Source organism: Pseudomonas marginalis (assembly GCF_001645105.1).
Classification (GTDB): Bacteria; Pseudomonadota; Gammaproteobacteria; order Pseudomonadales; family Pseudomonadaceae; genus Aquipseudomonas; species Aquipseudomonas petroselini.
Genome location: NZ_LKEG01000023.1, coordinates 55,063 through 76,855, shown reverse-complemented (window position 1 = coordinate 76,855; position 21,793 = coordinate 55,063). Strand labels below are relative to the sequence as shown.

Genomic DNA, 21,793 nt, shown 5'->3' with positions numbered 1-21,793 from the left:
ACCTGGACGTTTCTTCGATATGTCGGTTCTCACGCAGCAAAGGTGGACATCCCCATGATGCGTCTTTGTGCTGTTATGGTTCTTTCCCTGCTCGGCGGCCTGATTTCAGTGCACGCTGCGCCGGCACCGCACCCGCATTGGAGTGTGGGTTTCCATCGCATGACGTTTCTTGATCCGCTGGACTTGCAGCCGATGAAGGCCGTGGCCTTTTACCCGTCCACCGGGCTTGAGCACACCACACAATTGGGTGCGTACCACGTCGCCGCCACCGAAGACTCCAAAATTGCCATCGGCCGTTTCCCGATGTTGATGTTGTCCCACGGCAACACCGGCACGCCGCTGGCCCTGCATGACCTGGCCACCTCATTGGCGCGCAAAGGCTTCGTGGTGTTGGCGGTGTTGCACCCCGGCGACAACTACAAGGACCACAGCCGCCTGGGCACGGTGAGTAACCTGTATGGCCGGCCGATCCAGATTTCCGAAGCGATCACCGCGACCTTGGGCGACCCGATGCTCTCGCCGTTCGTCAACATCGACCAAGTGGGGGTTATCGGTTATTCCGCTGGGGGCGAGACCGCGTTGATCCTGGCCGGTGCCAAGCCGGACTTCGACCGGTTGCGCCGTTATTGCCAGGAGCGCCCGGAAGACCGCGACGCCTGCACCACCAAGGGTGAACTGGTGGTGGACCGTGACGACCTGCAACCGCAGTCCGACCCGCGTATTCATGCCTTGATGCTGATGGCACCGCTGAGCCTGATGTTTGGTCGCCACACCCTGGCGGATGTGCATGTGCCGGTGCTGCTCTACAGCGGCGACGGCGACAAGCTGGTGGCCGTGGACAAGAACGCGGCGGCCCTGGCGCGCAAACTGCCGGAACCGCCGGACTTCAAACTGCTGGCCGGGGCCGGGCATTTCGTGTTCATGGCACCGTGCGACAGCGATCAGTTGGCCGCAATGCCGGCGATTTGCACCGATGCCGATGGCGTCGACCGCGAGGGCATTCACCGCGACCTGATTTCCGAGGCAGGGCGTTTTTTCAGCCACACCCTCGGCCAATCCACCCGCGCCGGTTTGCAGACGGCTGATCAGTAAGCGCGGCGCTTGAGCAGTAGCGTCAGACCCAGTGCGGTCACCGACAGCAGTGCCGCGCAGAAGAAGATCCAGCCATAGCCGAGGTTCAGCGCCACGGCGCCCATCAATGGCCCGGCAATCGCCAGGGCCAAATCAAAGAACACCGCATACGCACTCAGTCCCGCGCCACGGCTGCTGTTGGGCACCTGCTTGATGGCTTCCACACCCAGCGCCGGGTACACCAGTGACAAGCCAAAGCCGGTCAGCCCGGCCCCCATCAATGCCACCCCGGTGGACGGTGCGAGCCAGAGCAGCGTCAGGCCCAAGGTCTCGATGGTCATGCAGGCAATCGCGGCACGGAAGCCACCAAAGCGGCTGATGGCCGAGATAAACACCAGCCGTGACAGGATAAAGCACACGCCGAACACGGTCAGGCAGTACGCTGCGCCGGCCCAGCCGCGATTGAGGTAATACAGGGTAATAAAGGTGGTGAGGGTGCCGTAGCCGATAGATGCCAGGCACAGGCTGGCGCCAAACGGTGCGATACGCCCGAATACTGCCCAGAACGGCAGTCGCTCACCGCGCACTACCGGCACCGAGGGTTTGTTGCGGATCAGCACCAGGCCCAATGCGGACAACACCGACAGCGCAATGCCGAGGCTGTTGTAGCCATACTCGGCCACCATCACCACGCCCAGCGGCGCACCGATGGCGATGGCACCGTAGGAGGCAATGCCGTTCCACGAAATCGAGCGCGCCGTGTGTTCGGCACCGACGGCGCCCATGCACCAACTGATGGTGCCCACGCCGATCAGCCCTTGGGCTACGCCCAGCAACAGCCGCGCGACGATCAGAATGCCCAGGCTCAATGACGGCAGGCTGTCCACCAGCGTCGCGAAAAACGTCAGCACGCCACTCACGAGGATCCCCGCCAACCCCAACACGATCGCACGTTTGGTGCCGACGGTGTCGGACATGCGCCCGGCCATGGGGCGGCTGAGCAGGGTGGCCAGGTATTGCGAGCCGATCGTGACACCGGCCACCACGGCGCTGAAGCCCAGTTGTTCGTGCACATAGCCTGGGATCACCGCAATCGGCAGGCCGATGCAGATAAAGGCGATGAAGGTGTAGAAGACGATGGAGACGATCTTCAGGGTGATCGACATTGAACTGGGAGCGGCGGCAGGCATGGGCACTCATTCGCGGGCGGGCGGTGAGGGCATGATGGCAAGGGCCAGGGGGAAAAGAAAGCAGGCTAACTACTTTGCCTGATGAACAGGTGTGTTGTTGTGGTGAGCGGGCTTGCTGTGGTGAGCGGGCTTGCCCCGCGCTGGGCTGCGAAGCGGCCCCAATAGAAAACACCGCGTTCTGTCTGACAGAGCGCGGTGTTCTTTTTAGGGCCGCTTCGCAGCCCAGCGCGGGGCAAGCCCGCTCACCACAGCAAGCGCGCTCACTACAAGGGGTGTTTTAGAACACCACGCCTTGGCTGCGCAGGTAGTCATCGTAGGTGCCGCTGAAGTCGATCACGCCATCGGCGCTCAACTCGATGATGCGGGTGGCCAGGGACGATACGAACTCGCGGTCGTGGCTGACGAAGATCAGCGTGCCTGGGTAGTTTTCCAGCGCCAGGTTCAGTGCTTCGATGGATTCCATGTCCAAGTGGTTGGTCGGTTCGTCCATGATCAGCACGTTCGGCTTTTGCAGGATCAGCTTGCCGAACAGCATGCGACCTTGCTCACCACCGGAGATCACCTTGACCGACTTGAGGATCTCGTCGTTGGAGAACAGCATGCGGCCCAGGGTGCCACGGATCACTTGTTCGCCTTGGGTCCACTGGCCCATCCAGTCGAACAGGCTCATGTCGTCTTCGAAGTCGTGGGCGTGGTCCTGTGCGTAGTAGCCCAGTTCAGCGGCTTCGGTCCACTTGATGCTACCGGCGTCCGGCGTCAGTTCGTTGACCAGGGTGCGCAGCAGGGTGGTCTTGCCAATGCCGTTCGGGCCGATGATCGCCACGCGCTCGCCCGCTTCAACCTGGAAGCTGAAGTCCTTGAACAGCGGCTTGCCATCGAAGCCTTTGGCCATGCGCTCGACGATGACCGCCTGGCGGTGCAGCTTTTTGGTCTGTTCGAAACGGATGAACGGGCTCACGCGGCTCGAAGGCTTGACCTCGGCCAGTTGGATCTTGTCGATCGCCTTGGCGCGGGAGGTGGCCTGCTTGGCTTTCGAGGCGTTGGCCGAGAAGCGGCTGACGAAGGATTGCAGTTCGGAGATCTGCGCCTTCTTCTTGGCGTTGTCCGACAGCAATTGCTCGCGGGACTGGGTCGCCACGGTCATGTACTCGTCGTAGTTGCCCGGGAACAGGCGCAGCTCGCCGTAGTCCAGGTCAGCCATGTGGGTGCACACGCTGTTCAGGAAGTGACGGTCGTGAGAGATGATGATCATCAGGCTGGAGCGCTGGGTCAGGATGTTTTCCAGCCAGCGGATGGTGTTGATGTCCAAGTGGTTGGTCGGTTCGTCGAGCAACAGCACTTCAGGATCGGAGAACAATGCCTGGGCCAGCAGCACACGCAGCTTCCAGCCTGGGGACACTTCGCTCATCGGGCCAAAGTGCTGTTCCAGGGGAATACCCAGGCCCAGCAGCAGCTCACCGGCACGCGATTCGGCGGTGTAGCCGTCCATCTCGGCGAACTCGGTTTCCAGCTCGGCCACGGCCATGCCGTCGTCTTCGCTCATTTCCGGCAGCGAGTAGATACGGTCGCGCTCGGCCTTGACCTTCCACAGCTCTTCGTGGCCCATGATCACGGTGTCGAGCACGGTGAATTCTTCGTAGGCGAACTGGTCCTGGCGCAGTTTACCCAGGCGTACATTCGGCTCCAGCATGACCTGGCCGCCGGACGGATCCAGGTCGCCGCCGAGGATTTTCATGAAGGTCGACTTGCCGCAACCGTTGGCACCGATCAAACCATAACGGTTGCCGGCGCCGAACTTGACCGAGACGTTCTCAAAGAGCGGCTTGGCGCCGAACTGCATGGTGATGTTAGCTGTGGAGATCAATTACTTTACCTATCAATGGGTTGCGAGCGTGACTGCAGGAGCCTTCAGGCATGCGTCAACAGCGACATCAAGGCGCGAAACCCGGTCGCTGAGCAGAAAATTTGGGATGTGTGTTGGAATTTGGCGCGCATTGTCGCATATGTCAGGCGACAGTTGTATGTCGAGCGAAGGAAGGTTTCTCCAACGTCTCCGGCATCGCCAGCCATAACAGCGCCAAGGCCAGCGCCGCCACGCCGGCCAGGGTCAGGAATGCCGCGTTGTAGCCGGCCTCTTGCACCACAAAACCTGCCAGGCTGCTGCTCAGCGCCGCGCCCAGGCCAAAGACGGTGGAGAGGGCGCCCAGGCTGACGTTGAAGCGGCCGGTGCCTTGGGTCAGGTCCTTGACGATCACCGGGAACAACGCGCCGAAGATGCCTGCGCCGATGCCGTCGAGCATTTGCACGGCCACCAGCCAGTAAGGGTCGCTGGACAGGGTGTAGAGCACGCCGCGCAACGGCAGGATCATGAAACCGGCCATCAGCAACGGCTTGCGTCCCCAGATGTCGGCCTTCAACCCGACCAGCCAGGCCATCGGCACCATCACGAGTTGCGCGGCGACGATGCAGGCCGACGTCAGCGGGGTGGCCATGTGCAGGTTGATCTGCGCCAGCTTTTGGCTGACCAGCGGCAGCATCGCCGCATTGGCCAAGTGGAACAGCGCGCAGCAGATGGCGAACAACAACAGCGGGCGGTTCGCCAGTAATACCTTCATGCCGGACGGTTGCTCATGATCGGTGTGATGCGCCGGGTCGAAGCCTCGGGCGACGTCGTGGTCGATCGCCTCGGCCGACACGCAACTGATCGCGACGATACTGGCCACCGCCATAAAGGCCATCAGGTAGAACACCACCACCGGCCCGAACAGGTAGGCCAGGCCGCCGGCCAACAACGCGGCCACGGCATTGCCGGCGTGGTTGAAGGTTTCATTGCGCCCTGTGCGGCGGGTGAACGCGCGGGGGCCGGTGATGCCCAGGGAGATCGCGCTGATCGCTGGGGCAAACACGGACGCGGCAACGGCGCTGGCGGCCTGGGTAAGGGCGACCAGGCTGAAAGAACTGACAAAGGGCAGCAGCAGGCAACTGGCGGTGACCACGATGGCGGCCAGCGCAATGACCGCGCGCTTGCTGCGGGTACGGTCGATCAATGCACCTGCCGGCCCCTGGGTGAGCAGCGCGGCGATACCCGCCAGGGTCATGACCACGCCGATACTGGCCGGGTCCCATTTGTGCACGGCCAGCAAGTAGATGGCGAGGTAGGGACCGAGTCCGTCGCGCACATCCGCCAGGAAGAAGTTCAGGCTGTCCAGGGACAGTGTATTACGCAGGTCGGAATGTTTGGCCACGGCGAGAACTTCTGAGGCGGCGTTCAGGGGTTGAACACTCACAGCGTAAATGACCTACAGGCGTCGCGTTAAGTTTCGCCCGTTTCTCGGGGTTTTAATCCGCAGGCACTTGGCTTATTTTCAGAGCCCCACTCAATGGATTATCTGGAGACGCAATGGACATGCCCTCACCTCAACAGGCGGTCGCCTGCAACAAGGACGCCTGGGACCAATCTGCCAGCCTGCACAAAACCACCGACACTTGGAACGCGCTGCTCAGCGGTGTCGGCAAGCCTGATTTTTCATGCCTGGACCCTACCATCAGCGGCGTGCTGCAAGACGTAGGCGTGGCCGGTAAAGACGTGGTGCAACTGTGTTGTAACAATGGTCGCGAGAGCCTCTCGTTGTTCAGCCTTGGCGCGCGCTCGGTGGTGGGCGTGGACCAATCGCCCGCGTTTCTGCAGCAGGCCCGTGAGCTGGCGAGTGTCTCGCCGCATAACCCTGAGTTCGTGGAAAGTGATATCCATCAGCTGCCGCACGTGTTGCACGAGCGTTTCGATATCGCCTTGGTGACCATCGGTGTGCTGGGCTGGATGCCGGACGTGGCGCTGTTCATGCACCACGTTGCCAGCACCCTGAAACCCGGCGGCACGCTGGTGATGTACGAAACCCATCCGTTCCTGGAGGTGTTCGATCCTCGCGCGCAAAACCCATTCCTGCCGGCCAGCTCCTACTTCCAGCGCGAGCCTTTCTGCTGCAGGAGTCAATTGTTTATGAAGGCCAGGGCGAGATTGCCGGGCCCACCTCTTATTGGTATGTGCATACCTTGGGCGACCTGGTAAACGCCGCGATCTGCGCGGGCTTGCAGATCAGCCACTTGGAGGAATATGCCCATTCCAACCGTGAAGAGCTTTACGACCAGTACGAAGACCAGCCTGCGCAATTGCCGATGTGCTTTACCTTGACGGCCATCAAGCGTGCCGATTGAGGCGTCATTCCACAGGCAAAAAAAAGCCCGCGAAAAGACGCGGGCTAAGGGATTCACTGGAGATTCACTGGAGTAGGTAGGCTTCACCCTATAGACCCGAAAGTGAAGGCCCTGTGAAAATACTGTCACAGGATCGTAAGGCGTCGTTCAGGAGCGCCGCACGAACGTGCGCATGGTTTGACCTGGGCCAGTACTGAATACGATTGGCCTGGGCATACTTTCATCGGCTGCAATGAACACAAACTCATCCCCTTCGAGGCGATAACTGGCAGGCAAGTGTTTGCCGGCGTCATCCCCTATGGAGTCGACCCAGGTAATGCCCTTGGGAACGGTGCTGCTGTCCAGGAAAAACCGGCCAGCCAGCAATACCTCGCCACTGACGGTTTTCACTTCGAAGCGGTCGCCGCTAATCGTGGTGATTGCGCCGGGGGCGCTGTGCGCGTCGACGGGATTAAGCACGCCACTGTCTTCGAGTGAGGTTTGCTCCCAGGCACCTTGGAGGGCTTGAAGGTCTGGGTCGGAAATGGATGACATACAAATTCCTTTTTGCTGAGGGGGTGAAGGCCTGATGCGTAGTCAAGCGTAGGAAGGGTCCTGTTTTTTATTTTCTTATGCAATTTTTCGTTATGAACACAGGCAATTGGCGTACTTTGCCTGCCCTCCGGGTAACGTCTTGTAACGGAGCGTCAATGCTCTGGGTGTCGGTCACTAATGACACCCGTGTCACTGAAATGAAACCGCTTGCTGCTTAGGCTGACGTTTCAGTGAGTTGGGTGGCTCCGTTACCGCAGAGGGCCATGCGTGTCGTGTGGCCGGACGTTGCCCCCTGTTTATTCAGTTGTTGATCAGGTCTGTTGTCAGGCGCTGAATTTCAACTCACCAGGGTGTAAGACATTTGAACAACACTCCCCAGCTGCATCAATATTTGCCTACGGATGAAATCGATCTGTTTGAACTGTTTCACGCGATCTGGAAGCAAAAAAAACTGATCATCGGTTGCACGATTCTGGCGGGCCTTCTGGGAGTAGGCTACGCGTTCCTTGCGCCGAGGGTTTACCAAGTCAGCAGTGTGTTACGGCCTGCGGCAATCAATGAGCTGGATGCACTCAACCGCTCCGAAGTCTACAAGTTACCGCCGGCCGATGCGCTGGCCAAAGTCGGTGCACAGCTGGATTCCTACGAAACGCGGCTGGGCTTCTTCAGGGCCAACCTGCCTTTGTTCGAGGCCTTTCAACAACCTGGGCGAAGCCTGGAACAGAGCTTTGAAGCGTTCAATCAGAACGCTATCAACTTGGTGGGCGCAGATCCCAAGAAGCCCGACGCACTCAACAATTACCTCCGCTTGGAAATGCAGTACCCCAATGGGATTGATGGGGTGGCGATTCTAAACGGGTTAGTAGCCTATGCGATCATGCAGCAACGCGAGCAAGTGGGCGCGGACCTCAAGGTGATCGTGAACAACCGCCTGAACGAGCTCAAAGGCAAGATCGACGCGGCACGCGCCAACTACGAAACGGGCAAAGCGTCAAAAATCGCCAGGTTGCTGGAGGCGGATAAGGTCAAGCGCGCTCAATTGAAGGATGAACTCTCCGCGCTGCGCTTGCAGATGAAAATGCAACGCGTCAGCCGCCTGGCAGAATTGGCCGAGGCTATTTCCATCGCCAAGTCCATCGGCATCAACAGCCCCACCACGCCTTCCGCCATGGGAGCCAGCGCGGTTCGGGGGGCCGGCCAGGTGATGCGCACCGAAGTCACCAACCAGAAAATCCCGCTGTACTTCATGGGCACCGAGGCGCTGGAGGCCGAGCGCACAGCGTTGGCGCAACGTTCCAATGATGACTTCACCAACAATCGGGTTGCCGAAATCAGCAAGGAGTTGCGCATGCTTGATGTCAATCGCGAAGTGGAGGTGCTCAACAGCCGTAAGGATGAGGACATATTCCTGCAAGGTGTGGAGCCACTGTGGGCGGAGGAGGCCCGGCTGCGCGGCCTCAGTATCGATATGAGCGCGCTGAAGTTGGTGACGGTGGACCGCCAGGCACAGGAACCGCTGGGGCCGGTCAAACCGAAAAAAGCCCTGATTATTGCATTGAGCCTGATGGCAGGGCTGATGCTGGGTGTTTTGGTGGCGTTGATTCGGCATTTCGCACAAGTGCGCCGGGAGAACGGGCCATTTTCGGTGATCAATGAGCGTCGTTTACCCCCTCGATAAGATGGATTAACCGCACCGCGGGCGTGCCCCTGAGCAAGCCCGCTCAACACATTCAGAAGACAGCTTTTCACAATTCTTAGTTAACTTTTGGTTACAAACTGTGGCTAAATAACTGCCAATGGCAACGCATCGATCTCTCAGACGGTGGTGCCGATTGTGTGAATTGTGATTTCAGGTGCTGCTATCCATCCTCGGCCGTCGTGGGCACGCAGGAGCAGCCTGTTCTCTTCTGACGTGTGACGAAATCCCTTGAAGCTCATCATTGTTGTTCTTTACGTTGCCTCGATTGCGTATGTCCACCTGCGTGGCCGGGTGCGACACAAGCTGGGCCGCCAGCTCAGTGATCATTCGACCTTTCTCGCCCCGATCAACTGTTTTCTCTATCTCTTCTCCAAGCTGCCCAGCCGGCCCTACCTGCCGCCCAGCGATTTTCCCGACCTGAGCCCGCTCCAGGAACACTGGGAAGAAATCCGCCAGGAAGGCCAGAACCTGATGCGTGCCGGGGAAATCAAGCGTTCGGACCAATACAACGACGTTGGCTTCAATTCGTTCTTCAAGTCGGGTTGGAAACGCTTTTACCTGAAATGGTATGGCGACAGTCATCCGTCGGCGATGAAGCTGTGCCCGCGCACCACGGCGTTGGTCCAGAGCATCGGCTCGATCAAGGCCGCGATGTTTGCCGAGCTGCCGCCGGGCTCAAAATTGGTACGCCACCGTGATCCGTATGCCGGCTCGTATCGCTATCACCTGGGCCTGGATACGCCGAATGACCCAGGTTGCTACATCAACGTGGATGGCGAAAGCTACTCCTGGCGTGATGGCGAGCCGGTGATGTTCGACGAGACTTATATCCACTACGCGGAAAACACCACACAGCAGAACCGCATCATCCTGTTCTGCGACATTGAGCGTCCGATGAAGTACCGCTGGGCGGCGGCTTTCAATCGCTGGTTCAGCCGTACCGTCATGGCCGCTGCGGGTTCGCCCAATGATGAGGGTGACAAGACCGGTGGGCTCAACCGCGCATTCACGCGGCTGTACAAGATCCGTCTGCGTGGTAAAGCGCTGAAAAAGCGCAACCGTACCCGTTATTACCTGGAAAAGTGGGCGATTTTCGCTGGTTTGGCAGCGATCTTCCTACTGATCTGATCGTCACGTTGGGCGCCATTCACACCGGTGGACGGGCGCCCAATTTGTCCCACATCTTCTGGCTGAGCTTCTGTCGGTTGGTATACCCGGCCCAGGGATCAGCCTTCAAACCGTTCAACCGCTGCTGCACATTGGCGACAGTCCATTGCTGCGCACTGCGTAAACCCTTCAACTCCTCACGGCTGATCGGCACCGACACCGGCAGGCCTGGGCGTGCCCGCACGGAGTAGGCCGCCACGGTGCTGGCGCCCCGCGCGTTGCGCAGGTAGTCGATAAAGATCTTGCCGACGCGGTTTTTGGGCCCTGACGTCGCGGTAAAACGCTCGGGCAGTTGCTCGGTCATGAACTGGGCGATGGCCTTGGCGAACGCCTTAACGGTGTCCCAACCGTCGCGGCGCGCCAGGGGCACGACCAGGTGCAGTCCCTTGCCTCCGCTGGTCTTGACGAACGCTTGCAGCCCCAGTTCATCCAGCACCGACAGGGTCAGTTGCGCCGCTTCCAGCATGGCTTTCCAGGGCAGCGCCGGGTCCGGGTCGAGATCGAGCACAAACAGGTCGGGGGTTTCGATCTTGTCTGAGGTGGCGCCCCAGGTGTGAAATTCCACGGCGCCCATTTGCACGGCACCGATCAACGCGCGGGCGCTGTCGATTTCCATCAGGCGCGCATGCCCTGGGTCGAGTGCCTGATCCAGGTGCTTGATGTTGGGAATGGCCAGGCGCTCCGAATGTTTCTGGAAGAATGGCTCGCCTTCGATGCCTTCAGGCGCTCGCAGCAATGAAACAGGGCGGTGGCGCAGGAAGGGCAGGATCCACTGGCTGATGCTGTCGTAGAACTGCGCCAGTTGCTGCTTCCGGGTGCCGCTTTGCGGGTCGATCACCCGGTCGGGGTGGGTGATAGTTACCGCAGCGCTGGTTTTTTTCGCGGGTTTCATGGCGTTGGCCGTTCGTGGTTGCTCGTGAATGATCTCGGCGGCCGGTTTGTCGCTGCGCAGCCCCACGAATGCCGCCTGGCGGACCACACCTTCCCGGGTCCATTCGGCGAATTGCACCTCGCCAACCAACGTCGGCTCCACCCAATGCACGCCACGGGCCTGGGCGCTGCTCAGCGGCTTTTCCAGCGGCGATGCCTTGCATTCCAGGGGCTTGAGTTGCGCGTAAATCGCTTTCAGTGCCGCGTGATCAAAGCCTGTGCCCACACGCCCGGCATACACCAGCCCGGCATCGTCATTCACCGCCAGCAACAACGCGCCGAAACCACTGCGTGAACCCTGTGGCCGGGTGTAGCCGACGATCACGAACTCCTGGCGCAGGCGGCATTTAAGCTTGATCCAATCGGCACTGCGACTCGACACATAGGGGCTGCCCAGGCGCTTACCGATCACGCCTTCCAGGGCGAGGTCACAGGCACTTTCGAAGATGTCGCGAGGGTGGGCGGTGAAGGCTTCGGAGAACCGCAGCAACTTGCTTCTGCTTGCGGCCAGCGTGTCCTTGAGCGCGGCGCGGCGTGCCTCGACAGGCGCCTGGCGTTGATCCTGGCCGTTGAGGAACGGCGCATCGAACAGGTAGTAGACAATGTCCAGGCTGCGGCCGATATCGAAGGCGTTTTGCAGCGCCTGGAAGTCTGGCAGGCCGTCGCCGTTCAGGCTGACCACCTCGCCGTCGAGCCAGCTGTCCTTGAGCTTGAGGGCCTGCAGGGCCTTGACCTGGCGCGGCAGGCGTTCGGTCCAGTCATGGCCGTTGCGGGTGAACAGGCGCACCTCGCCGTCGCGAATGCGCGTGAGCATGCGGTAACCGTCGAACTTGATTTCGTACTGCCAGTTGCCTTCGGGGGCGCGGTCGACCAGCGTGGCCAATTGTGGGTTGAATTGTTCGGGGAGGGCGGTTGCCGCTGCTTGTTGTCGCGTGGCTTTGGTGCTGGGCTTGGCGTTGGATTTAACGTTGAATTTAACCTTGGATTTACCTGCCGAGGCGTCGCTGACCACGCTGTCCGGTTGAGCCTGAACGATGTCGTAGTCGTCTGCCGGGCGTGCCTGCGCGTCCTTTTCCTTGATCAACAGCCATTGTTCCTTGTCGCCGCTGCCCTTCAGGCGGGTGCGCACCAGCGCCCAGTCGCCGGAGAGTTTTTCGCCGACCAGGGTGAATGTGAGCTTGCCGGCGGCGTAGGCCTTACGCGGGTCATCATGGGGCTGCCAGATGCCGCGATCCCACACAATGACGTCGCCGGCGCCGTATTGGCCGGCGGGAATACTGCCTTCGAAGCTGCCATAGCTGAGGGGGTGATCTTCCACGTGGACGGCCAGGCGCTTTTGGCTCGGGTCCAGGCTCGGGCCCTTGGGCACCGCCCAACTGAGCAGCACGCCGTCGAGTTCCAGGCGAAAGTCATAGTGCAGGTTGCGCGCGTCATGTTTCTGGATCACAAAAGACAGCGCCGACGCGTTGCGTTTGCCGGCAGGTGCACGGCCTGCCGGTTCGCCGGTAACGCCGAAGTCGCGCTTACGGTTGTACTCGCTGAGGGGCTTTGGCATGGGTCATGAGGCCTTGGTGGATTTCTTCGCCGCCGGCTTCTTGGCGGGCTTGCCGGCCAGGCTGCGCTTGAGCAGTTCCGTCAGGTCGATCACGTCGGCGGACTTGCGCGCTTCGCTGTCCTTGCTGGTTTCCACGTCTTCGATCTTGCCGGCCTTGGCCTTCTTGGCCACCAGCGCCATGATTTTTTCCTGGAAACTGTCACGGTAGTCATCCGGCTGCCAGTCGGCGCTCATGTCTTCTACCAAGCGCTTGGCCATGTCCAGTTCGCCCTTGGCTAGGCTGGGTTTGGTCACGTCGCTGCCCAGTTCCAGGTCGTCCAGGCTGCGGACTTCGGCGGGCCAGCGCAGCATCACCAGCACCAGCGCCGATTCCAGTGGCATCAAGGCCGCCAGGTGCTGCTTGGTGTGCAGCACCACATTGGCCAGCGCAACTTTGCCGGTTTTTTTAAGGGTTTCCCTTAGCAGCGCGTAGACCTTGCCGCCCCGTTTATCCGGCGCGAGGAAGTAGGGGGTGTCGATGTTCTGCAACGGGATCTGGTCACTGGCGACAAACGCGATGATTTCGATGGTCTGGGTCGACTTGGGGTGGGCCGAGCGGATTTCCTCTTCGCTGAGCACCACATAGCGGCCTTTTTCGAACGCAACGCCTTTGACGATGTTCTCCTTCGTCACCTCTTTACCGGTGGTCTTGTTGATGCGCTTGTAGCCCACCGGGTCCATGCTGCGCTTGTCGAGCCAGTCAAAGTCCACGCCCTGTGATGACGTGGCCGAGACCAGCGAGACCGGGATATGCACCAGGCCAAAGCTGATGGCGCCTTTCCAGATTGCCCGTGGCATAGGTGCGATTCCTTAAGTAGAGGCTGTGTTCTGGTGACTCGGACGCTGTACGAAAAGTTTCCACCGACAGATGCGCGGACAGATCGTGTTACACCTGATGAGAAACTATTTAGTGTCGAAAGCCGAACCCTAGGCGTAGCGTGTTATCGAAAGCAGGTAATCCTCGCCCTGAGAGGTTTCGTCATGAATAGCGGTATGCGTCACGTTGCAGCGCTGCTGGTGGGCTTGGCCCTTGCGCCTTTGGCGCATGCGCAAAACCTGCCCGGCAACAACAACGCCAACAACGGCCCGATCCACCGGGCCAACCCCAATAGTATGCAGGGCACTCAGCCCAATGCGCCGGCCATTCGCGGTATCCAGACCGGGCCGACCACGCGCACGCCGACCCTGGAGAACGGCGGTATCGGCAATCGTTACCCGCAACGCGATGCCGCCCCCAGCCGTCCGACCACCGAAACCAAAGCCCCCACCTATGATGCCAACGGCAATCGCCGGTAAGGATTCAGCCTTATGTTTCTACGCAAAACCCTTATAGCCGCCTTTTGTGCAACCACGTTGCTGCCGTTGACCACGGCTTTCGCCGCCGACGCCCAGCAGTTTCCCAGCGAACAAGGCAGCATTACCGCCACCCCCATCGCCAAAGGCCTCGATCACCCGTGGGCAGTGGCATTTCTGCCGGACAAGCAAGGCTTCCTGGTTACCGAACGTCCTGGCCACCTGCGTTTTGTCAGCCCGGACGGCAAGCTCTCCGCGCCGCTGAAAGGCGTGCCTGAAGTATGGGCCAAAGGGCAGGGCGGCCTGTTGGACGTGGTGCTGTCGCCCGACTTCAAGCAGGACCGCATGGTCTACCTGTCCTACGCCGAAGGCGGCGGCAAGGGCGGTGCGGCCGGCACTGCGGTGGGCCGTGGTCGCCTGGCGGCTGATCTCAGTGGCTTGACCGACTTCACCGTCATCCTGCGCCAGGAGCCGAAGCTGTCCACCGGCAATCACTTCGGTTCACGCCTGGCCTTTGACCGTGATGGCTACCTGTTCGTGACGCTGGGGGAAAACAACGATCGCCCGACCGCCCAGGACCTGGACAAATTGCAAGGCAAGGTCGTGCGCATCTATCCGGACGGCCGCGTGCCGGACGACAACCCCTTTGTCGATCAAGAAGGCGTGCGCCCGGAGATCTGGTCCTACGGCCAGCGCAACCCTCAGGGGCTGGCGTTGAACCCCTGGAGTGGCACGATCTGGGAAAACGAACACGGCCCGCGTGGCGGTGATGAGATCAACATCATCGAGCGGGGCAAGAACTACGGTTGGCCGCTGGCAACCCACGGCATCAATTATTCCCTGACACCGATTCCCGAAGCCAAGGGCAAGACGCTGGAAGGCACAGTGCCGCCGCATCACGTCTGGGAAAAATCACCGGGTATCAGCGGTATGGCGTTTTATGATGCGGATCGCTTCAAGCCTTGGCAGCACAACGTGTTTATCGGTGCGCTGGTCGACCAGGAGTTGATCCGGTTGCAGTTTGATGGCGACAAGGTGATTCACGAAGAGCGCTTGTTGGGAGGCTTGAAGGCGCGGATCCGCGATGTGCGGCAGGGACCGGATGGGTTCTTGTATGTGCTGACGGATGAGGATGATGGGGTTCTGTATCGGGTAGGGCTGAATCAGGACTGAAGTGCCGTAGCCGCACGTGAGGGGGCAAGTCGAATCGTCGCACCGCCCCCTCACGCATTTGCCAGGTCTTAAAGCCCCAGATCAGAAAGGCCCGGATGATCATCCGGTCGCCGCCCCAGCGGCCAGTGGAACTTGCGTTCGCTTGCCTTGATCGGCAGGTCGTTGATGCAGGCAAAACGGTTGGCCATCAGGCCGTTCTCGTCGAACTCCCAGTTCTCGTTGCCATAGGAACGGAACCAGTTGCCGGAATCGTCGTGCCACTCATAGGCATAACGCACCGCGATGCGGTTGTCGGTAAACGCCCACAGCTCTTTGATCAACCGATAATCCAGCTCCTTGGCCCATTTGCGGGTCAGGAAGCCCTTGGCGTCTTCGCGGTTGTAGGCAAATTCCGCGCGGTTACGCCAGTGGGTGTCGAGGGTGTAGGCCAGGGATACGCGGTGCGGGTCGCGGGAATTCCAGCCGTCTTCGGCCAGACGGACTTTTTCGATAGCCGACTCGCGCGTGAACGGCGGCAGCGGCGGGCGTGTTTCTGCGGCGGATGACATGGGCATTTTCCTCAAGACAATAAGGTTTCAGTCGAAAGTTGCGCTGACCTGTGCGTTCACAGTCCCAATAACGTTCGCGCCATGCATTGCGCATTATCGGCAGCTGTTGAATCACCCATCACCAGGGCAACGGTGATGGCGCCATCGATCAGGATCAGCAGTTGCGCGGCCTGCTGTGCCGGGTCGGGGGTGCCATGTGCTTGACAGAGTTCAAGTGCGTACTCGAACAGTTTCTGTTTGTGGGCCTTGGCCAGCAGGCGCACCGGGTCGTGCGGGTTGCCGGTTTCGCCGCTGGTGTTGATAAACGCACAGCCGCGGAAATCCGCCGTGTCGAACCAGGCCTTGAGCGCGCTGAACATCGCGAGCAGCCGTTCACTCGTGCCTTCGCTGCGTTCCACTTCATCGCGCAGCCACTGCATCCAGCGCTCGTCACGACGTTGCAGGGCGGCAATCACCAATTCGTCTTTGTTGGCAAAGTAGCGGTAAACGCTTTTTCTCGAGACGCCGGCGGTTTTCACCAGGAAGTCCATGCCCGTGGCGGCGATGCCATGGCGATAGATCAACTTTTCGGCCACGTCGAGGATGATGTCGCGAGTTTCATTACCGGTCATATCGTTCATGCCGCAAACAGTAGAACGATCGTTCTTCTTGGTCAATAAATTTTTACATGCCGCGCAGCAAGACCTGAGCACCCCCATGGTGTAAGCTCGGGGACTCTTCGGATTCGACCCATTGCGAGCCTTATGCCGTCGTTCTTCAAACGCTCCCTGTTGCCCAAACTGCGCGGTTTCCCCCTCACTCCCGACGCCCTTGAGGTGCTGTCCGGCGCCGACGCGTACCGCCGTTGCCTGCTGGAAAAAATCGCCCAGGCCACGCGGCGTATCTACATCGTCGCGCTGTATCTGCAGCAGGACGAAGCGGGGCAGGAGATCTACGATGCCCTGCACGCGGCCAAGGCTGCGCGGCCGGAGTTGGAGATCGTGGTGGTGGTCGACTGGCTGCGCGCCCAGCGTGGCTTGATCGGTGCCGGTAAACAGCCGGGCAACAGCGCCTGGTACCAGGCCATGAACCAAAGCCACAGCAGCGACGTGCCGGTGTATGGCGTGCCGGTGCAAACCCGCGAGCTGTTCGGCGTGCTGCACCTCAAGGGCTTCGTGATCGACGACAGCGTGCTGTACAGCGGGGCGAGCCTGAACAACGTGTACTTGCACAAGTTCGACAAGTACCGTTTCGACCGCTACCACCTGATCCACAGCAAGCCTCTGGCGGACTCGATGCAACACCTGGTGGAACACGGGCTGATCGCCTCCAAGGCGGTTAATCGCCTGGACCTGCCCAACCCACCCACCACGCGCAGCTTGCGCAATGATATCGGCGACTTGCGCAGCCGCCTGAAACACGCGACCTATGACACCACGACGGGGCAGTTGCCCAATGGTCACCTGTCGGTCAGCCCGTTGCTCGGGGTGGGCAAGAACAACCCGCTGAACCGGGTGATCCTCGAACTGATCGCCAGCGCCCAGCAGCAACTGACCATCTGCACGCCGTACTTCAACCTGCCGCTGCCGGTGACCCGCGAGATCAACCGTGCCCTGGCGCGTGGGGTGAAGATCGACATCGTCGTCGGCGACAAGACCGCCAACGACTTCTACATCCCGCCGAGCGAGCCATTCAAGGTCATTGCCGCGCTGCCGTACCTGTACGAAATCAGCCTGCGCCGCTTCGCCAAACGCCATCAGCCGATGATCGACAGCGGCCAACTGAACCTGCACCTGTGGCGCGACGGCGACAACACCTACCACCTCAAGGGGATGTGGGTCGACCAGCGCTACACCTTGCTCACCGGTAACAACCTCAACCCGCGCGCGTTCCGTCTCGACTTGGAAAACGCCTTGTTGATCGATGACCCCCAAGGCCAGTGGCTGGCGCCGCGGCGCACCGAGCTGGCGCAGATTTTCCAGCACACCACGCGTATCGAGGGTTATCAGGATTTACAAACGCTGCCGGACTATCCCGAAGCGGTCGGCAAGTTCCTGCGTCGGGTCAGCCGCGTGCGCATCGAGCGGTTGCTGTACCGGATCCTGTAAACCGGCAGGCAAAAAAAGACCCAGCCCCTTCAACAGGGCTGGGTCTTTTTTTGTGCGGCGTTTAGTTCAAGCCCAGCTTGCCACGCAAGGTGGACAGGTCCTCCGCCAGGGTATTGACCGGACCCACCAGGGCCTTGCGGTCGTTTTCCTTGACCTTGTCGTAGGTCTCGAAGCCGCCGTCCTTGGTCTTGTACTTGGCCAGGATCTTGTCCACGCTGGCGAAGTTTTTGTCGACCTTGGCCAGGAAGGCTTTGTCTTGTTTCTCGATCTGCCCACGGAACAGGTCGACGATTTTCTTCGCGCCGTCGATGTTGCCCTGGAAGTCATACAGGTCGGTGTGGCTGTAGCGGTCTTCTTCGCCGGAGATCTTGGTGGCGGCGACTTCTTCCAACAATGCTGCGGCGCCGCCCACGACTTTCTCCGGTGGGAAGGTCAGGCCGTCGACGCGGGTTTTGAGGTCGTTAACGTCGGTGTTGAGCTTGGCAGTGAGGGTTTCCAGGCCTTTGGTGGTGTTCTGCGAAAACAGCGCGTATTCGATGCGGTGAAAGCCGGTGAAGTCTTCGGCGGTCACGCCTTTTTCGTGGTCGTCGACGCGGGAGTCGATGGAAGCATCGAGGTCGCTGAACAACTCGGCGATTGGCTCGATGGACTCATAGTGCACACGGGTCGGCGCGTAGAGTTTCTTGGCGGTGGCCAGGTCGCCTTGGTTGATGGCGTCGGTGAACGCTTGGGTCTGGGTGACCAGTTCACCGATTTCTTCGGTGACGTAGATTTTGTAGTCCGACACCGGCCCTACCAAATCCAGCGGCGCGGTAGCGGCGAAGGCTGCCAGCGGCGAAAGGGTCAGCAACAACGACAACGCGATAGACGACTTTTTCATGGGAGGGTTTCCGCTCTGGGGTTTGTTTTAGGTAGGGGCAGTGGTGTGAGGGTGCGTTGCAGCCAGCAGCGTGCGCCCGAGGAAATCCTTCGGTCCCGTGACCCCCGGTAAGGTGAAGAAATACCCGCCGCCGACCGGCTTGAGGTATTCCTCCAGGGGCTCGCCGTTGAGCCGGGTTTGCACGCTGATAAAGCCTTTCTCCAGGTCAGCCTGGTAGCAGATGAACAACAGCCCCATGTCCAGCTGACCGTTTTTGTTGACGCCGTTGGAGTAGTTGAACGGCCGGCGCAGGATCAGGTTGGCCTGAGTCTGCGGGGTGCGCGGGTTGGCCAGGCGGATGTGGGCATCGAGCTTGGTCAACTTGCCTTCCGGGTCCTTGCTGTAGTCGGGCACCTGGCTTTCTTTGTCGCCGTCCATAGGCGCGCCGGTGGGCTTGATGCGGCCGATGATGCTTTCCTGCTCTTGCAGCGGGGTACGGTCCCAGCGCTCAACGAAGTTGCGGATGATGCGCACGGCCTGATAGCTGCCGTTGGCCGCCCAGGCCGGTTCGTCGCTGCCAGGCTGCACCCATACAATCTGGTTCATCGCCTGGTCATCGTTGGAGTTCGGGTTGGCCGAGCCGTCACGGAAACCGAGGAAATTGCGTGCGCTCTGGGCCGGCTCGCCAGGTTTGGCAGGCGCCTGGGGCGGCACGCTGCCTTCCTGTTTCCAGCGCACCAGCAGCAGGTCCGGCAGGTTCTTCACGATGTCGCGCAGGGCGTGGATATTGGTGTCCGTGGTGTTGGAGCTGAATTGCAGGCTCAGGTCGCCGTGGCACTGCGCCGGTTCGAGCGCATCGTTGGGGAAACCGACCATGCGGCTCAAGCGCTTGGGCTTGACCGCCGCGAGGCCGAAGCGCTCATCGAACAGTGATTCGCCGACGGACACGGTGATGGTCAGGTTGTCCGGTGTGACCACCGGGCCGAGGATCCCTGAGTCGGTGGGCGGCAGTTTCGGGTCGACTTGCGGCACGGTGCCGCCGGTCATCAGGAAGGCGATGCGTTCGTTCAAGGTGCGGAACAGGCGCTCCAGGTCTTCACGATCACTGGCCAGTACGTCGAACGCCACGAGCATGCCGCAGGCCGGGCGTGGGGTGACGATGCCGGTTTGGTGCGTGCCGAAAAAGTCGTGGTGGTCCTGGGTTTTATCACTGCGTGGCGCGGTGGTGACTTGCTCGGCGGCGGCGGCCATGGCTGGGCAGGTCAGGCTGCTGCCGGCTATGGCGGCGCCGGTGGCCGCCATACCCAGGAGGACACGACGGCGTTGGGGGTCAAACTGTGCTGAATCGCTCATGTATGCGGTCGTCTTCACTGCAGGCCGGAAAGGCCAAGGGCGGGGTCGATTCCATCGAGTGCAACGGCCAGAGCCTTGGCCTTGTCGGCGATCTGCTTGCGCTGATCGGCGGTAATGCTGTCGTAGGTGGCATAGCCCTTGTCGACCTTGAAGCCCTGGAGTTCGGCATCGAAGGCGGCGAGGGCGCTGTCGACCTTGGGCAACAGGTCGGCGGCGGATTTGCTCAGCAGCGGTCGCATCAACTCGACGACCTTGTGGGCGGCCTCCAGGTTGGCGGCGAAGCCATTCAGGTCGACGTGGCTGTAGCGCTCCTCTTCACCGCTGATGGCACGTACATCGGCCAGGCTGTTGAGGTTACGTACCACGATGCTCACCAGTTGCTCCGGCGGCAGCGACTGGGCGAGCAGTTGTTGCTTGAGGGTGGTGACGTCGGTTACCAGGCGCTGCGCAATCGGCGCCAGGCCGTCGAGGCTGCGTTGCTGGAACAGGCTGTATTCCACGCGGTGGAAGCCACTGAAGGCCGGGTCCTGTTCGCGTTTTTCAAAGTAGTCGGCGCGGGCGTTGATCGCATTGTCCAGTTCCGCCAGGCGTTGAGACGCCGGGGCCAGTCGCTGGTAGGCCTCACGGGCGGGAACATAGAGCGCTTGAGCCTGGGCGAGGTCGCCGCTGTCGATGGCTTGCTGCAAGGCGGTCACCGCCTTGATCAGCGCGCTGCCCTGGCTGCTCAAGTACACGCGGAACTCCGACAGCGGGCCAATAAACGCCACCATCGACGGCTTGGCCTTGGCCTGTGCGTCGGACTCGGCGGTGGGCGTCACGTGCAAGGTGCCACGTGGATTGCTCAGCAGGCCGCAGGTGATTGCATAGTCGCCGGGCAACAGGTTGGCATTGATCACCTGGCTGAGGCCGGGGGCGATGTTTTCCCGTTCTTCGACCACCAGCACGCCGTCGAGGATTTCCCATTCCACCGCACGGTCGGAGCGGTTGATGATGCGGAAGCTGGCGCGGCCGGCCGGTACCGTCAGTTCATTCGGCTCACAGGCGTGGCCATGAATGGTCACGGCAATTTCATTGTGGTTGGTCTGGCGCTTGCTGGCCGCCAACTGCGAGGCGTAATAGAACAAGCCACCGGCGGCGATCATCACGACCACCGAGCCCGCCAAGGCCCAGCGCAGGGCGCGGGGTGGCGAAGCCGGTTGAGGAGTTGGGTTGGACAAGGGACGGTCCTTACTGGCTGGAAACGGAAGAGGGAGCGGCGGCAGGCTTGGACGGCACGGCGGGCAGGAAGAACATCACCAGGGCCACCACCAGGTAAATCAGGTAGGCGCCGAGGGTGCTGATGGTGGGGGCTTCCTGATAGCCGAACATGCCGGCAAGTACCGAGCCCAGCGGGCTGTCCATTGGCAGCGCGGCGCTGAAGTCGAACAGCACGGTCTGCAGGTGATTCCACACGCCGGCTTCGTGCAGCGCTTGCACTGAATTGGCGAGGATGCCGGCGGCCACCACCAGGATAAACAGGCCGGTCCAGCGGAAAAACGCACCGAGGTTCAGGCGCATGCTGCCGGTGTAGATCAGGAAGCCCACGATGATCGCCAGGATCAGGCCGAGCAGGGCGCCAATCGGTGCGCCTGGGCCTTCGCTCTGCTGGAACACCGCCAGCAGGAAGAACACGGTTTCCAGGCCTTCACGGGCCACGGCGAAAAACACCATGAGAATCAGGGCGGTGACTTGATGCTTGGAGCCCGCCAGCGCGTGATCAAGGGATTCGTGCAGCGAGTGCTTGATGGAGCGCGCCACTTTGCGCATCCAGAACACCATGGAACTCAGGATGCCCACGGCGACCAGGCCGACGATGCCTTCGAACAGCTCCTGCTGCTTTTGCGGGAATTCGGCGCTGACCAACTCCAGGCCGCCACCGACCAGCAGGGCCAGCGCAGCGGCGAGAAACACGCCGATCCACACGGCGGGCATCCACTGGCCCCGGCCGGTCTGCTGCAGGTAACTGGCGATAATGCCAACAATCAATGCGGCTTCAATGCCTTCGCGCAGCATGATGAGAAAAGGAACGAGCATTCGGCACCGC

18 protein-coding genes and 1 pseudogene are annotated in these 21,793 nt (G+C 60.8%); 7 read left to right on the top strand and 12 right to left on the bottom strand.

The annotated features are described in order from the left end of the window. Positions 1 to 54: 54 nt before the first annotated feature. The gene (locus AO064_RS03825) at positions 55 to 1,092 is read left to right on the top strand and encodes an alpha/beta hydrolase family protein (RefSeq protein ID WP_064052442.1); all 1,038 of its coding nucleotides are present in this window, start codon (positions 55 to 57) and stop codon (positions 1,090 to 1,092) included. Here the strand turns inward: AO064_RS03825 and AO064_RS03820 are convergent. From AO064_RS03820 to AO064_RS03810, 3 genes are all read right to left on the bottom strand, one after another. Further along, entirely contained in the window at positions 1,086 to 2,261 is a 1,176-nt protein-coding gene (locus AO064_RS03820) for an MFS transporter (RefSeq protein ID WP_043205287.1), read from the bottom strand. The two genes, AO064_RS03825 and AO064_RS03820, sit on opposite strands and share 7 nt — an antisense overlap. 277 nt (positions 2,262 to 2,538) lie before the next feature. Next, positions 2,539 to 4,125, bottom strand: a complete 1,587-nt coding sequence (locus AO064_RS03815) for an ABC-F family ATPase (RefSeq protein ID WP_080567188.1) — start codon at positions 4,123 to 4,125, stop codon at positions 2,539 to 2,541. Positions 4,126 to 4,267: 142 nt separating this feature from the next. Then, a complete protein-coding gene (locus tag AO064_RS03810; RefSeq protein ID WP_012724087.1) occupies positions 4,268 to 5,506 on the bottom strand; it encodes an MFS transporter in 1,239 nt (412 codons plus the stop codon). 155 nt (positions 5,507 to 5,661) lie between these two features. Between AO064_RS03810 and AO064_RS03805 the strand changes: the two are divergent. Next, positions 5,662 to 6,473, top strand: a pseudogene (locus AO064_RS03805) (class I SAM-dependent methyltransferase). 147 nt (positions 6,474 to 6,620) lie between these two features. On the opposite strand, the gene AO064_RS03800 reads toward AO064_RS03805, so the two are convergent. Then, the gene (locus AO064_RS03800; protein WP_046034231.1) at positions 6,621 to 7,007 is read right to left on the bottom strand and encodes a TIGR03067 domain-containing protein; all 387 of its coding nucleotides are present in this window, start codon (positions 7,005 to 7,007) and stop codon (positions 6,621 to 6,623) included. A gap of 361 nt (positions 7,008 to 7,368) precedes the next feature. On the opposite strand from AO064_RS03800, the gene AO064_RS03795 reads away from it, so the two are divergent. Next, a complete protein-coding gene (locus AO064_RS03795) occupies positions 7,369 to 8,685 on the top strand; it encodes a Wzz/FepE/Etk N-terminal domain-containing protein (RefSeq protein WP_064052441.1) in 1,317 nt (438 codons plus the stop codon). A 249-nt stretch (positions 8,686 to 8,934) separates the two neighbouring features. Beyond that, entirely contained in the window at positions 8,935 to 9,834 is a 900-nt protein-coding gene (lpxO, locus tag AO064_RS03790; protein ID WP_064052440.1) for a lipid A hydroxylase LpxO, read from the top strand. 19 nt (positions 9,835 to 9,853) lie between these two features. On the opposite strand, the gene ligD is transcribed toward lpxO, so the two are convergent. Both ligD and ku read right to left on the bottom strand, forming a co-directional pair. Beyond that, the gene (ligD, locus tag AO064_RS03785) at positions 9,854 to 12,358 is read right to left on the bottom strand and encodes a DNA ligase D (protein ID WP_064052439.1); all 2,505 of its coding nucleotides are present in this window, start codon (positions 12,356 to 12,358) and stop codon (positions 9,854 to 9,856) included. Between the two features lie 3 nt (positions 12,359 to 12,361). Beyond that, positions 12,362 to 13,195: a non-homologous end joining protein Ku gene (ku, locus tag AO064_RS03780; protein ID WP_064052438.1), complete on the bottom strand. Its 834-nt coding sequence runs from the start codon at positions 13,193 to 13,195 to the stop codon at positions 12,362 to 12,364. A 183-nt stretch (positions 13,196 to 13,378) separates the two neighbouring features. Between ku and AO064_RS03775 the strand changes: the two genes are divergently transcribed. Both AO064_RS03775 and AO064_RS03770 read left to right on the top strand, forming a co-directional pair. Continuing rightward, positions 13,379 to 13,693 (top strand): hypothetical protein, encoded by a 315-nt coding sequence (locus tag AO064_RS03775; protein WP_046034227.1) that lies wholly within the window; start codon positions 13,379 to 13,381, stop codon positions 13,691 to 13,693. 12 nt (positions 13,694 to 13,705) lie between these two features. Continuing rightward, a complete protein-coding gene (locus tag AO064_RS03770) occupies positions 13,706 to 14,863 on the top strand; it encodes a PQQ-dependent sugar dehydrogenase (protein ID WP_064052437.1) in 1,158 nt (385 codons plus the stop codon). 68 nt (positions 14,864 to 14,931) lie between these two features. Here AO064_RS03770 and AO064_RS03765 read toward each other — a convergent pair whose 3' ends face one another. Together AO064_RS03765 and AO064_RS03760 are read right to left on the bottom strand one after the other, a co-directional pair. Then, positions 14,932 to 15,411, bottom strand: coding sequence for a nuclear transport factor 2 family protein (locus AO064_RS03765; protein WP_064052436.1), 480 nt, complete (start codon positions 15,409 to 15,411; stop codon positions 14,932 to 14,934). Positions 15,412 to 15,467: 56 nt separating this feature from the next. Then, entirely contained in the window at positions 15,468 to 16,031 is a 564-nt protein-coding gene (locus AO064_RS03760; protein ID WP_064052435.1) for a TetR/AcrR family transcriptional regulator, read from the bottom strand. Positions 16,032 to 16,154: 123 nt separating this feature from the next. On the opposite strand from AO064_RS03760, the gene pssA reads away from it, so the two are divergent. Next, a complete protein-coding gene (gene pssA, locus AO064_RS03755; RefSeq protein WP_064052434.1) occupies positions 16,155 to 17,498 on the top strand; it encodes a CDP-diacylglycerol--serine O-phosphatidyltransferase in 1,344 nt (447 codons plus the stop codon). A gap of 61 nt (positions 17,499 to 17,559) precedes the next feature. Here the strand turns inward: pssA and efeO (AO064_RS03750) are convergent, their stop codons facing one another. The 4 genes from efeO (AO064_RS03750) to efeU are packed head-to-tail and all read right to left on the bottom strand — an operon-like array spanning position 17,560 to position 21,783. After that, positions 17,560 to 18,378, bottom strand: coding sequence for an iron uptake system protein EfeO (efeO, locus tag AO064_RS03750; protein ID WP_012724099.1), 819 nt, complete (start codon positions 18,376 to 18,378; stop codon positions 17,560 to 17,562). Positions 18,379 to 18,405: 27 nt separating this feature from the next. After that, positions 18,406 to 19,710, bottom strand: coding sequence for an iron uptake transporter deferrochelatase/peroxidase subunit (gene efeB / locus AO064_RS03745; protein ID WP_064052458.1), 1,305 nt, complete (start codon positions 19,708 to 19,710; stop codon positions 18,406 to 18,408). A gap of 14 nt (positions 19,711 to 19,724) precedes the next feature. Then, positions 19,725 to 20,927, bottom strand: a complete 1,203-nt coding sequence (gene efeO, locus AO064_RS03740) for an iron uptake system protein EfeO (protein ID WP_064052433.1) — start codon at positions 20,925 to 20,927, stop codon at positions 19,725 to 19,727. Positions 20,928 to 20,937: 10 nt separating this feature from the next. Further along, entirely contained in the window at positions 20,938 to 21,783 is an 846-nt protein-coding gene (gene efeU / locus AO064_RS03735; RefSeq protein ID WP_064052432.1) for an iron uptake transporter permease EfeU, read from the bottom strand. Positions 21,784 to 21,793: the final 10 nt, after the last annotated feature.

Excerpts from the sequence above, each read along its gene's own strand:
- efeU (WP_064052432.1), bottom strand. The coding sequence starts at position 21,783 with ATGCTCGTTCCTTTTCTCATCATGCTGCGCGAAGGCATTGAAGCCGCA.
- ligD (WP_064052439.1), bottom strand. The coding sequence starts at position 12,358 with ATGCCAAAGCCCCTCAGCGAGTACAACCGTAAGCGCGACTTCGGCGTT.
- AO064_RS03770 (WP_064052437.1), top strand. The coding sequence starts at position 13,706 with ATGTTTCTACGCAAAACCCTTATAGCCGCCTTTTGTGCAACCACGTTG.
- AO064_RS03800 (WP_046034231.1), bottom strand. The coding sequence starts at position 7,007 with ATGTCATCCATTTCCGACCCAGACCTTCAAGCCCTCCAAGGTGCCTGG.
- AO064_RS03765 (WP_064052436.1), bottom strand. The coding sequence starts at position 15,411 with ATGTCATCCGCCGCAGAAACACGCCCGCCGCTGCCGCCGTTCACGCGC.
- ku (WP_064052438.1), bottom strand. The coding sequence starts at position 13,195 with ATGCCACGGGCAATCTGGAAAGGCGCCATCAGCTTTGGCCTGGTGCAT.
- efeO (WP_012724099.1), bottom strand. The coding sequence starts at position 18,378 with ATGAAAAAGTCGTCTATCGCGTTGTCGTTGTTGCTGACCCTTTCGCCG.
- AO064_RS03775 (WP_046034227.1), top strand. The coding sequence starts at position 13,379 with ATGAATAGCGGTATGCGTCACGTTGCAGCGCTGCTGGTGGGCTTGGCC.
- efeB (WP_064052458.1), bottom strand. The coding sequence starts at position 19,710 with ATGAGCGATTCAGCACAGTTTGACCCCCAACGCCGTCGTGTCCTCCTG.
- AO064_RS03820 (WP_043205287.1), bottom strand. The coding sequence starts at position 2,261 with ATGCCTGCCGCCGCTCCCAGTTCAATGTCGATCACCCTGAAGATCGTC.
- AO064_RS03825 (WP_064052442.1), top strand. The coding sequence starts at position 55 with ATGATGCGTCTTTGTGCTGTTATGGTTCTTTCCCTGCTCGGCGGCCTG.
- AO064_RS03760 (WP_064052435.1), bottom strand. The coding sequence starts at position 16,031 with ATGAACGATATGACCGGTAATGAAACTCGCGACATCATCCTCGACGTG.
- pssA (WP_064052434.1), top strand. The coding sequence starts at position 16,155 with ATGCCGTCGTTCTTCAAACGCTCCCTGTTGCCCAAACTGCGCGGTTTC.